At 74.1% G+C, this 11,926-nt stretch carries 11 protein-coding genes; all 11 read right to left on the reverse strand.

The window, feature by feature from the left end; all coding sequences use genetic code 11:
* A partial coding sequence (locus VFZ20_RS08370; RefSeq protein ID WP_329683402.1) for a hypothetical protein occupies positions 1 to 2,528 on the reverse strand: 2,528 nt, incomplete at its 3' end.
* Positions 2,528 to 3,355 (reverse strand): hypothetical protein, encoded by an 828-nt coding sequence (locus VFZ20_RS08375; protein ID WP_329683403.1) that lies wholly within the window; start codon positions 3,353 to 3,355, stop codon positions 2,528 to 2,530. The genes VFZ20_RS08375 and VFZ20_RS08370, both read right to left, overlap by 1 nt.
* Entirely contained in the window at positions 3,355 to 3,690 is a 336-nt protein-coding gene (locus tag VFZ20_RS08380; protein WP_329683404.1) for a hypothetical protein, read from the reverse strand. The genes VFZ20_RS08375 and VFZ20_RS08380 overlap by 1 nt, the downstream gene beginning before the upstream one ends.
* Positions 3,691 to 7,809, reverse strand: a complete 4,119-nt coding sequence (locus tag VFZ20_RS08385; RefSeq protein ID WP_329683405.1) for a phage tail tape measure protein — start codon at positions 7,807 to 7,809, stop codon at positions 3,691 to 3,693.
* A gap of 147 nt (positions 7,810 to 7,956) precedes the next feature.
* Complete coding sequence (locus VFZ20_RS08390) at positions 7,957 to 8,379, reverse strand: hypothetical protein (protein WP_329683406.1); 423 nt, start codon at positions 8,377 to 8,379, stop codon at positions 7,957 to 7,959.
* A 56-nt stretch (positions 8,380 to 8,435) separates the two neighbouring features.
* On the reverse strand, positions 8,436 to 9,422 hold the full coding sequence (locus VFZ20_RS08395) for a hypothetical protein (protein ID WP_329683407.1): 987 nt from the start codon (positions 9,420 to 9,422) through the stop codon (positions 8,436 to 8,438).
* A complete protein-coding gene (locus VFZ20_RS08400) occupies positions 9,419 to 9,721 on the reverse strand; it encodes a hypothetical protein (RefSeq protein WP_329683408.1) in 303 nt (100 codons plus the stop codon). Before VFZ20_RS08400 ends, VFZ20_RS08395 begins: the two co-directional genes overlap by 4 nt.
* A complete protein-coding gene (locus VFZ20_RS08405) occupies positions 9,718 to 10,206 on the reverse strand; it encodes a hypothetical protein (RefSeq protein ID WP_329683409.1) in 489 nt (162 codons plus the stop codon). The genes VFZ20_RS08400 and VFZ20_RS08405 overlap by 4 nt, the downstream gene beginning before the upstream one ends.
* Complete coding sequence (locus tag VFZ20_RS08410; protein WP_329683410.1) at positions 10,203 to 10,757, reverse strand: hypothetical protein; 555 nt, start codon at positions 10,755 to 10,757, stop codon at positions 10,203 to 10,205. Before VFZ20_RS08410 ends, VFZ20_RS08405 begins: the two co-directional genes overlap by 4 nt.
* Positions 10,757 to 11,413 (reverse strand): hypothetical protein, encoded by a 657-nt coding sequence (locus VFZ20_RS08415; protein ID WP_329683411.1) that lies wholly within the window; start codon positions 11,411 to 11,413, stop codon positions 10,757 to 10,759. Before VFZ20_RS08415 ends, VFZ20_RS08410 begins: the two co-directional genes overlap by 1 nt.
* Positions 11,410 to 11,850 (reverse strand): hypothetical protein, encoded by a 441-nt coding sequence (locus VFZ20_RS08420; RefSeq protein WP_329683412.1) that lies wholly within the window; start codon positions 11,848 to 11,850, stop codon positions 11,410 to 11,412. The genes VFZ20_RS08415 and VFZ20_RS08420 overlap by 4 nt, the downstream gene beginning before the upstream one ends.
* Positions 11,851 to 11,926 lie beyond the last annotated feature (76 nt).

Consider the following 11,926-nt stretch of genomic DNA (forward strand, 5'->3'; position numbering starts at 1 on the left):
CGGAACGAAACCGCCTGCAGCCAGACGATCGTCGTCACGCCTTCGCCCGCCTTGGGCACCATGAGCAGGAGCGGTTCGGGCAGCGGCGCGGCCATCGCGCGCACCTCGGCGCTTCTCGCGTCCGTCCATCCGCCGTCGAACGCCCTGTGGGCCCCGAAGATCTGCTCGACGCCGCCGCCCCGGCTGCAGGTGATGGCGTAGTGGGTCGCCGTCTCCTCGGCGTGCACCATCCGCGGGTCGTAGATGTCGTAGTAGCGCGGCCCCTCCTCTCCGATACGGGCCACGAACTCGGACTGCGGCACGATGTCGCTGAACCGCCGGATCCAGACGGAGATCTCCGCCGGCTCGAGGGGGTGACCGACGCCGGCGACGACCCCGAGCGCCCAGAGCCGGCCCTTGAGCACCCGCCCCGCGACGGGATCGCGCGCGACGAAATCCGTGGTCTCCACCGCCACCAGGTCGCCCGGCTCGAGCTCGGGGTACGCGTGCTGGGTCTGAAAGCTCCAGAGCATCAGGCCCGGCCCGAGCGCCTCCGTGGTGGCCTTCGCCTCGGCTTCCGCGAGCACGTCGGTGTCGATCCACCTGGCCACCACGTCGGGCAGCTCGCGGGGGGCGTCCAGGGTAGCGGTACCGAGCCGCGAGAGCGCGGCGGTGTGGAACGACCGCACCTCCGAGAGGTAGCGGCCGCCCGAGTCCTCGGCCTCGGCGAGCCACTGGTACCGGACGAAGTACTCCGGCACGCGCTGCCGCAGCCCGGGGGTCACGCGGACCGGGCGGACCTCTTCGCGCGGGAAGACCGCCGCGAGCGTCCGCGCGCCGCGCACGTCGACCCACTTCACGCGACCCTGGCTGGAGATCACCGTCCCGCCCGCGAGCCGCGCGATTGCGTCCAGCTCGTCCTTGCCTTCCCCGTCGGCGAGGCGCTTGGTGACCGTGGCCGTGCTCGTGGGGCTCTCCCCCCGGAAGCGCTCCGGCAGCGCGATCGCGCTCGCGACCAGGTCCTGGTAGACGTCCGCCAGGGTGGCGTTGCGGTACTCGATCGGCTCACGCACGACCTCGTGCGGGGAGCGCTGCTGCGCGGGCGGGAGCTTGACGCGCGCGAGCCCGAGCGGGGACAGCAGCGCGAGCTCGATCGCCGGGCCGTGGCTCGTGTAATCCTCCAGGAGGAACGCGTCCAGGAGCATCCACCGGCTCCGCGGCAGGCGCGTGGGGTGGCCGAGCCACACGCGCACGGTGATGTCCGCGACGTCGTAGCGGCCGAGCAGCTCGGTCCCGGGGTCGCGGTAGTCCCGCGGGCCCGTGCGCACCAGGGTGAGCGAGCTGTCGGTGATCTCGCCCTTGAGCGTGACGGGGTCGAACGCCCACCGCGCGCCGCCCCAGCGGCTCTCGCCCTCGTAGAGGGTGCGCTCCACCGCGCGGGCGCCGATCGCGCGGGCCACGGGACTCACGCTCGCCGAAGGGGTGAGCGTGACGCGCACGTGGTACACCTGGCGGACGGAGACGGGGTGCGCGGACGCGGCCGAGAGGTCGCTGCCGCCGCCGGCACGGTTGTCGGTAGCCACCAGGTCGCCGTCGTGGAAGCTCACCCACGCGCCGTCGTCCGCCCGCACCTGGAAGTCGAGCGCCGTCCCGAGCGGGGTCTCGCCCTGCGCGACGAGCTCTACCTCCGCCGGAGGATGGGTGCCCAGGTCGACGGGGCTCAGGATGAAGGACGCGGTGCGCGGGGTGAGCGTGCACGCGTGGAGGGTGAGGCGCGGCACGCCGGGGAGCGCGTCCGCGTAAACCCACCCGAAGGCGGTCTCCCCGAGGACGGCGCGCTGCAGGCGGTACGCGCCCGTGTCGTGCACGCCGCCGGCGGGGTCGTAGCCCCATCCGGCGTTCGTGGCGGGCGAGCCGTCGGCGGCCGCGGCCCACACGTGCACGAACACCGTCGCCGGGACCGGCTCCGCCTGGCCCGGGTTGGGGCCCAGGTACGGTGGCGGCACGACCGGCTCTCGGATCGCGACGCCGGCGGCGGCCAGGTCGAAGACGACGGCGGATGGGTTCAGCTCGCCGGCCGCGTCGACGTAGAGCGGCTCGTGGAGGGCGTGCAGCCGGAGCCCCGGGTCCGGCTCCCCGGGCGCCAGGTTGTGGCGCGCGACCCAGAGCAGCTGCATGCCCCAGCGTGCGACCGTCTTCGGCTCGTCCGGGTCGACCCGCGGGCTCAGCCACGCGGAGACGATCGCCGGCGCGAAGAAGCCGCCCGTCGGCAGCTCGATCCGCGCGCAGTCGAAGTGCTCCGCGCGCGCGAGGTCCCCCAGGTAGGCGGACGAGACGCCGGTCTCCAGCAGCACGTTGTTCTCGCCGCCGGCCTCCACGCCCCCGTCGTAGCGCACGAACAGCCCCTCCAGGCTGTCCGCGGCGGCCCACTCGTCCGCGCGGTCGCGGACGTCCTCGGCCGTGGTGGCCACCACCTCGGGGAGGATGCGCGCGACCGGGTCCGCGCGCCGCACCAGCTTCTCCAGCTCCGGGTTCCAGCCGCGCCGCATCAGTCGAGCACCGGCTCGTGCTCGGTCCAGGCGACGTCCGCCTGGCCGCGGCTCCACCCCTCGCGCGTCTCGAAGCCCACCCGGCCGGGCAGCGGGACGCCGAGCACCGCGCCGTCCGCGCGGTCGCCGTCGTGCAGGATCCACATCGGCCGGCGCCGCCAGAAGTGCTCCTCGATGTGGTACCGTGCCTCGGCCTCGTCCGCCGGGCCGCCCAGGCGGATGTGCAGCTCCCCCCCGCGCGCGCGCGTAATAGGACTGACGCCCACCCAGCCGGCGTCGCTCACGCGCTCGCCGAAGGCCAGGTCGCGCGACGCGGGCCCGTAGGGCAGGTCCAGGTACTCCTCGGCCGCCCAGCTCCGGCCCACCCAGAGCCCGACGACCACGGGGCGGCGGCCGGCGCCCATCGCGGGCACGCGCAGCCGCCAGTACCGCGCGGCCGCGCCCGCGAAGCGCTTGAGCCAGGCACCCTCCGGCGTCATGGCGCCGGCCGCGGCCGTGGCCTGGGCCGTCGCTGCGGGGAGGATGCCCGTGAAGGCGGCGGTCCACGCGGCGGCGTCGGCGGAGTGCTCCAGGTGGATGAGCCGGCCGGCCAGGGTGTGACCGCGGTCGATCGCCACCATGTCGGCCGTGCGCGCGGCGCCGCAGTCCACCTGGATCCACGACTCCGCGTTGTCGAGCGCCGGCGTCCAGCGGTCGTAGGGGCTCCGGCGGCCCGTGGCCACCCGCCACGCCTCGCACCGCGGCGCCTCCGTGCTGGCTTCGACCACGTGGTGCGGGAACTGGACCTCGGAGAACAGGTTCTCCACCAGGAAGAGGGGCTTGGCCATCAGTGGGCCGCCTGCTCAGCAGGCCAGGCGTCCGCCAGGTCGGAGCCGCCGCATGCGGGGCAGAGCAGGACGTCCACGCACCCGAGCTGCCAGTCTTCCGGCTCGTCGACCACGTCCCCCGTCTCCGGGTCATACCACTCCAGGCCGGTGTCCTCATCAGAGCCGTGCCACGCGCACCGGCGGCAGTAGGCCCAGCCCGTGTTCTCCGGCGGGTTGTCGGCCGCGTCCAGGCCGGCGGGCCAGAGGGCGCCGTTGCTTGGGCCGATCTGCTTCTGCTCGCGCAGCGCGGCCGCGAGGTCGACGACCCGCCCGCCCTGGATGCTCTTCTCCTCCATCTACCCTCCGTAGTTGCCCGTGGGGAAGCGCTCGACGGCGTCCTTGCGCTGCAGCCGGCTCAGGTCGTACTGGCTCTGCGAGAGCACCTGGCCCGTGCGGCCGTCGATCATCTGCACGATCACCTTGTCCGGCCCCTGCTTCTGCTGCGTCTGGCTGATGGCGCGGTCGGAGTACTCCTCCACGCGCACCGACTGCAGCTTCTCCCGCTCCCGCTCACGCTCGGCCTCGCGCCGGCCGAACAGCGCGCCGATGATGCCGCCCAGGCTGCCGATCACCGTGCCCGCGAGGCCGCCGACGCCCGGGATCTGCGCGACCGCCGCGGCCAGCTGGGGCACGACGGCCGACATCCTGAGCGCGCCGTCCTCCAGCACGAACGACCCGTCCACCATCCCCTGCACCAGGCCGCCGAGAGCTGAGGCCATCTGCTCGGCCGCGCGGTCCGTCTCGCGGGCCGCGGCGCCCAGGTCCTCCCCGAGCTTCTTGTAGGCGGCCGCGCTCATCAGCATGCGCGACTTCTCCGTCAGCGCCTCGTACCCGACGCCGCCGGCGGCCGCATTCCGCATCCCCTGCAGCTCCAGCGTCCGCTCGCCGCGCGCGGCCGCGCGGTCTGCCTCCTGGTCGAACGGCCGCGCCATCCGCGCCCAGTCCGGCGCCGCCGCGGGGGCCAGCGCCGGCGCCGCCGCCACCGGCATCAGCCCCGCGGGGGTGAGCTGGATCCCCTGCGCGCCGGCGATCGCCGCAAGGCCCGCCGACGTCGCCGCCAGCTCCTGGTTCAGCTGCTGGAACTCCACCCGCAGCCGGTACACCTCCTCGTTCTTGTCCCGGAAGACGTCCGTCCCCGCCGGCAGGCGCGCCAGCGTCTCCCCGGCCGCCGCCAGCTCCACCTGCGCCTGCGCCACCCGGTCCCGCAGCGCACCCTGCCGCTCGAGCATCATCCCGAGCGCCTGCGTGGAGGAGTCCAGCGCGTCGAAGCTCGTGCCCGGCAGACCCAGCTGCGGGGGCGCCTGCCGGCGGCCACGTCCGGACCCGTCGTCCGCCATCAGCGCGTCCCAGTCGATGCGGCCCGTGCGGTTGCCGTTGTTCTGGCCCTCCAGCTCCACGCGCACCGCCCGGTCCGCGTAGGGCGTGTTGGTGAGCGTGCCGTCCGGGTTCCGGTAGACCGGGCGCGTGCGGTCGATCTGGTTCGTGCGGTTCATCAGGTTGGCCAGCTGGGTGGCCAGATCCATCTGCCGTTTCTCAGCGTCGGACTGCGCTGCAAGCAGTGCGGTCACTCGGGCGTTTGCCGCGTCAAGGCCCGCTTGCGCTTCGGCCATCCAGAATGGGTTCGCAGCTGCCGAGGGGCTCGTCCTCGCGACGGAGGCATCTCGGTCGTAGACCGCTTGGGCACGGGCGACATCCCCACGCGCCGCCGCGAGTTCCACCTGGATCTGCCCCTGCGTGGCCAAGGTGTTCGCGATCGCAGCCTCGGCCGTCGCCCGGCTCATCCGCGTGACGGCCCGATTCCACGCGGTTTCCGTGCGGGCGGCCGCCTCCTCGTTCCGGCGCGCCATGTCCTCGGCCTCGTCGCCGGCCCCGATGAACGCGGCCGCGAGCAGCCCCAGGCCCACCAGCAGCGGCGCGCCCACGGCGACCACCATGGCCACCCTCGTCGCCGCGGCCGCCGCGGCGTTCATGCCCACGGCGGCCGCCGTTCCGCCGGCGCCGGCGGCCGCGCCGGCGGCCCCGGTTGCCGTCATGAGCGCCGGCAGGGTGCCGAGCGCCTGGCCGGCTTTGAGCGCGAGCACCGCCGTGCGGACGGCCACGAACGTCTGGGCCACGCCGCCCACCGTGGAGATCACCGGGCCGGCCGCGATCACCACCCCGCCGAGCGCGATCACCGTGGACTGCACGGGCTCCGGCAGCTCGCCGAAGCCGCGGGCCATGTCGCCGGCCAGCTCGATCGCCGGCTGCCCCGCCTCGATCAGCGACACGAACGCCGGCACGAGCTCCGTGCCGACGGCGATCGCCACGTTCGTGAGCTCGATGCCGGCCGCCCGGATCTTGTGGCCGTCCGTCTCCTGGATGATGGCGAACGACTCGTCCAGCATCCCGGCGGAGTCGCGGATGTTGGTGATCACCTGCTTGTAGGCCTCGGACTGCGCGCCCGCCGTGCCCATCGCGCCGACGAGCCCCTCGATGGAAGGGACGACTTTGGTGAGCGCGTCCGTGTTGCCGTCGAAGACCTCCATGAGGTCAATCAGCGACTGCGTCAGGCCGCGCTCCCCGACCGCCTTCCGCAGCCCGTCGAACGAGAGGTCCGCGCGCCCGGTCGCCTTGGCGGCGGCGTCCATCAGGTCGCTCGCGTCCTTGCTCGGAGCCAGCAGCGCCTGCAGGTAGCTTCGCAGGGCCGTGACCGATTTGCCGGCGTCGCCGTTGAGGCGGGTAAAGGTGGCCACGAACGCGCCCACCTCCTCCAGGTCCACGCCCATCTGGCTCGCGAGGGGCAGCACGTCGCCGATCGAGCCGGCGTACTGGTCGATCTCGAACTTGCCCTCGCGCGCCGTCGCGGTCAGGATGTCGAGCGCACGGCCGCTCGACATGTTCTCGTCCGCGTAGGCCGCCATCGCGCCGGTGGCTGCGCGCGCGACGACGTCCATCTCGCCGAGGCCGATCGCCGCGCCCTTGGCTGTGTTCGTGAGCGTCTCCATCGCCACCGCCCCGCGCCCGCCCTGCGAGACGATCGGCAGCATGGCTCCCGCGAGCTGCTCGGGGAACGCTTCCAGCTCGGGCCCCATCTGGATGAACTCCTGGCGCCAGGCCCGCACCTGGTCCGCGCCGATGCCGCCCATCGTCTGCAGCTTGACCGCCGCGTCGTCCAGCCGAACGGTCGCGTACCCCGCTGCCGTCGCGGCCGCCGCGAGCGGCACGCTCACCTTCGACGTCATCCCGCTGCCGAACTGCTCCAGCCCCTGGCCCAGGTCGTCCACGTGCTCGTACAGCTTGCGGATCTCCCCCTGGGCGAAGTGCACGCGCTGCAGGAAGGTGGCGCCCACCACGTTCTCCAGCGCGCGCTTCGCCCGGTCCGCCCCCGGCGGCAGGTCCTCCAGCTCCTGCTCCACCTGCTCCAGCGCCCGCTCGAAGGCCTGCGCCAGGCGGGTGTCGGGGATCGCGCGGCCGAGCGCCTCGCGCACGGCCTTGGCCTCCGCTTCCACGCCGTCGTCCCGCGCCGGCGGCCGGGGCGGAGGAGGCGGCGGGGGCGGGGGCGGCGGCGGCGGGGGTGCCTCGGCGGCGCTCCGGAGCGCCTCCTCCGTCGCGATGGCGGCCACGGCGATCTGCTTGAGCGTGGCCAGCACGTCCTCCATCACCTGGTCGTAGCGCGCGGCCCGCTCCGGGGCGAGCGCTCCCGCGAGCGCGGCGGCCGCCTGCGCTGCCGCCTCGGCCTCCGGGGGCAGGTCCGCCACGGTGGCCACCGCGTCCTCCAGGGCCTGGTCGAACCGCTCCACCGGCGGCGCCTGGAGCGCGTCGACGAGCTCGCCCGTGGCCGCCTCCGCCGCCCGCTCCGCCGTGGCCATGTCGCGGGCGCTCCGGCCCACGTCGTCCATCGCGCGGTCGAAGCGCTGCAGCGGGGCCGGCGCCGCCGCGCGGCCCAGCTGTCCGGCCGCGCCGGCCGCCTCCCGCAGCCCCGCGGCCAGCCGCTCGGCGTCGCGGTCCAGCGCAACGACGCGCGTGTCCACCGCCTGCAGGTCGCCGGCGGCCGCGGCCATCCGGAGGCCGGCGACCTCCTCGTCCAACGCCGCGACCGCGGCGCCCGCCTCCCCGAGCTGCGCGGCCAGGGCCTGCGCGGGCGCCACGCCGCCCTCGAGGGCCCCGCCCACGCCGGCGGCCGCGCGCGGGGCCGCCTGCATCTCGGCCCCGACCCGCGCCATCGAGCGGCCGAGCGCGGCGAGCCGCGCGTCAGCCGCCTGCACGACGGCCGGCTCCAGGCCGCGCAGCGCGTCCTGGCCCGGCCCCGTGGAGCCCGCCGCCTGCAGCCCCTCCACCGCGTCGTTCACCGACCGGATGCCGCGCTCCGTCTCCGCGACACCCGTGGGGGTGAGCTCGATCGCGATCTCGTGCCTGCTGCCCGACGACGTGCTCATCTCATCTCCTCGTCATGCTGCGCTCTGCCGCGTGCCCGGTCTTGATCAGGAGTATGGCGGGCTCCCACCAGGGGTCCAGCTGCCCGGGGGGGACGCCCAGGTCCATCGGCGTCTTCCCCCAGATCTCCAGCCACATGTAGCTGCGGATCAGCCGGCGGAGCCGGGCTCCGAGTCCGTGGAGGGGATCGAATCCGCGGGCGAGAGATCGTCCCGCGGCTTCGAGTTTCCCCGGTCTTCCCCCGTGGGCGGGCTGCTGTACTCCAGCAGCCGCAGGTTCTGGCGCTGCTTCCACGCCGGCGGCACGCTGGCCACGTGCTCGGGGCGCTCCGGGTCGAACGGGTCGCCGGCGATGGTGAGGCCCTCGATCCGGACCAGGTGGTCCTGGAACAGGGTGGGCATGCCCGAGAGGTGGTAGCGCCAGGTGCCGTCGGCTTCCTTCACCAGGTGCTTCTCGTTCAGCGCGTAAAACTCGTCGTCGGACAGCGGGGTGGAGACGATGGTCACGAGCTGCCCGTCCGACATCTTGATCTCGGTCGGGATCTCGGCGGCGCGAAGCGGAAGGTCGAACATGTCTGGGGCTTTCTGGTTTGGGGTTTACTGGTGCTGCTCGGCCGGTGAAAGCGCCGTCAGTCGAACACGAACTGGAGCGGCGGGTGGGCCGGGTCCTGGTCGTCGTGGCAGGCGCGCACCTGCAGCTCGATCATGGCCAGGCCGTCCTTCTCCTGCGTCGGGACCTTGATGACCTGCCCCGCGAAGCCCTCCTTGCGCACGCGGTTGTACTGCTGGCCGGGGATGCTCAGGCTCCACGGGAACAGCGTCCCCTCGCGCTCCATCTCCCACGGGTTGAAGCCCGCCTGCGGCACGTCCATCTGGAGCTTGAACGTGGGGTCGAAGTCGGTGATCCCGTAGCCCGCGTGGCCGTCCGCGGCGTTGCCGCGCGGCCGCGGGGAGAGCACCGTGCCCATGTCGAGCGAGAGCGAGTGCCAGCTGGGCAGGAAGCCGCCCAGGTCCACCGCCGCGCCCCGGACGACCGGCGGCTTGACCAGCCGGCGCGGATAGGTGATGGCGGGCAGCGCGGCCGGCTCCGGGTCCCCGGCCAGGAGCGCCATGATCTCGACCGTCCCGCGCGAGATCTGGTTGGCGATGTTGGAGTCGGCCGTGAGCCGGCCGCGGGCCGCGACGAGCTTGTAGAGCCACCCGCCCCCGTAGGCGTAGAAGGTCGCGCTCTCGTGCCCGGTCTGCGCCGGGGCGTAGGTGACGGACTCGGAGCCGGCGGTGGCGTCCACCGCCGCCGCGAAGCCCGCCGCGCGGAGCAGCACGTCCAGCTCGGGGCGGACACCGGCGGCGCCCGCCGTGTAGGCCGCGCCGGCGCCCTTCCAGGCGAAATCCACCGTCAGCTTGGCCCAGCGCCCGCTCGGCTGCGCGCCGCCGTGCCGGCCCATGCCGTAGCCCGTGGCGTTCTCGCGCTGGTTCCGCTCCAGGTAGTCCACCTCCAGCTTGGCCCAGATGTGCTCCTCCAGCTGGATCCCGTTCTCGGCCGGCGTGGGGAGCGCGTCGGTGCCCTCCACCGGCTCCATCTTGCCCAGCAGGCCGTCCAGTCGGATCGGTCTCATCTCCGCTTGCCTCCCTTCGCGGTGGGTGTTTGCTTGACGCCCGCACCCGCGGCGGGCGTGCTGCTGTCGTCGCCGGCGTCGGCCGCCGGCATGGCCGCGGTGGCCTGGCTGCCCTTCACCGCGGTGGCCGCGCCGGCGTTGCCGCAGGCGTGCGCCTCGGCGGCGGCCCGGGCGGGCGCGCACTCGCCCCGGCACTCGAGGCAGATGAACGCCGCGGGGGCGTCGTCCACCCGGCGGAGCGCGAAGCCCCGCGTCTTTCCGTCTGCGCCCCGGAAGGCGCTCTCCTGGACCAGCGTCATCCGCCTCCTCCGGGCAGGTCGTTGAAGTACATGACCACGTCCAGCTCGCACTCGGCCACGTGGCAGGCCGTCGGGCCGATCATCCGCTCCTCGATCTCCAAGATCCCGAGCTCGCCGGGGATGGTCCCGAAGGACAGCCCGGGCTCGTCGCGGAAGTGCGCCACCGCCTGGTCCAGGCTCTCCTGGAAGGGGAACTCGCTCTCGCTCTCGTCGTGGATGCCATAGACGCGGATCAGCGTGTACGTCTCCACCCAGTGCGTGCTGGTTCGCCCCTGGCCGCTGCCCAGGCGCGCGCGCCGGCGGGCTACCGTCCACCCGCACACCAGGTCCTTGCCCCCGGGCCCGGCGCCCTGCACGCGGAAGTGGCCCAGGTACTTCGCCCAGTCAGGGCCGATGCGGCTTCTGGCGTGCACGTGGCCGGCGTCCGGCAGCGCGGCCAGGCGCGCCGCGATCTCCTGCACCCGCTCCCGGTACCGCATCGTCATCCGCCGCCTCCTTCGCCGGCCAGCTCGCGCGCGATCCGCAGCCCGCCGGACGCGAAGATGCGCTCGAGCGTGGACCAGTTGTCGTCGATGGCGGCCTCGAAAAACTGCCGCCCCTGGATGCCCTTCCGGCCGATCGACCGCGCGATGATGATGGCCAGGTGCCGGACCTCGGCGTCGGTCAGCGGCCGCGTGTTGGTGCGGCCGCGGCCCGCCGGCTCGTGCGCCACGCGGATCTTCCGCCGCACCCAGAGCGTGAGCGCCTGGGAAGGCGGAGGCCGCTGGCCCGGGCGGCGCCCGTCGTTGATCACCGCGACGTGCTTGAGCGGAGAGCCCACGGCCGCGATCGGCTGGCCCGGGAGCACGCGGCCCCGGTTCACCTCGCCGGCGATGGACCCGCGCCCCGCCTCGGTCACGCCGATCGGCACGCCGCGCTTGACCGCACCCTCCAGGAGCGCGACGGCCTCCGTGGCCATGCGAAGGAGCTCGCGCTCGAGCACCGGGCCCGGGTCGCCGAGGCGGCCGCCGCTGATGGTGATTCCGACCGTGGACATCAGTGCGTCAGGAAGTGCATCTCGCCGGCGAAGCTCACCTCGCCGCCGGCGGCCGTGACCGCCTGGGCCTCGAGCTCCGGCAGCTCCGCCTCGGCCTCGGCGCGGAACGCCTTGCCGCGCGACTGGAACTCCCCGGCCTTGCTGCCGTGGCGCACCCCGTCCAGCGCCATGGTCTGGTCCTCCTGGTGGGAGTAGAAGGCGGCGAGCGCCAGGCAGGCGCTGCCGGCCGCCAGCTTGACGATGGTGTCCCAGTGCGACTGCGGGAGCGTCGTCGCGTCCTCGTCCACCAGGTGCGGGGCGGAGATCGTCACGCGGACCGTGGCGCCGGCGGGCGGCGTGAGCTCCTTGAACGCCAGGTGCTCGCCGTCCGGGGTGCCGTACGGGCACCACCACTCGCGCGGCGACAGCGCCGCGGGCGGCCGCTGGCCGGCGGGGTACTCGACCTCGAGCACGTCGCTGAACCCCGGCACCCAGTCCGCCGGCAGCGGCAGGTACCAGCCGCCCGTGCCCACCAGGTCCACCACCACGCGCCGCGGCCGGCGGCGGGAGAAGACGAGCGCGGCGTCCAGCACGTGCTCGTCGATGGACAGGTCCGCGCTGGCGCGCTCGGCCGCGACCAGGCGCGCCACCCGGGCGCGCAGCACCGCCAGGCTCACGCGAGCCCCGCGGCGTAGAGCGCCACGCCCACCGCGTCCAGGGAGGTGGCGCAGGCGCGGAGCGCCTCCGGCGGCGTGGCGCCGAAGCCGGAGATGCCCTCCTGCAGGTTGGCGCCGATCAGCGCGCACCACTGGTTCCCGTCGGGGAAGAGGCGCAGCGCGAGCTCGTCGGCGGCGGCTCCGGCCGGGTCCAGGTCCACGAGCTCCGGCTCCCGCCGCGGGGCGCGCTCCGGCCAGTGCCACGTGTGGGAAGTGTGCTCGTCGGAGTGGCCCACGTAGTCCAGCTGAACCGGACCGCTGTCGTGGAACACCGTCAACGCGACGTACAGGGGCGCGTTCTCATAGTGGGCTCGCACGATCGCGGGAAAGGCGGACGACTGCTTCTCGTCCACGTAGTGGACGATCCTCCCCATGGTGGGCTGCTCGATGTCGCTCAACGGTTTTGACTCCTTCGCGTCAAGTGGGTTTGGCGGTTTGGTTCTCACGCGCGGGGGCCGGAATCGAACCGGCGCC

The sequence above is a fragment of the Longimicrobium sp. genome (assembly GCF_036280135.1).
In the GTDB taxonomy this organism is placed as follows: Bacteria; Gemmatimonadota; Gemmatimonadetes; order Longimicrobiales; family Longimicrobiaceae; genus Longimicrobium.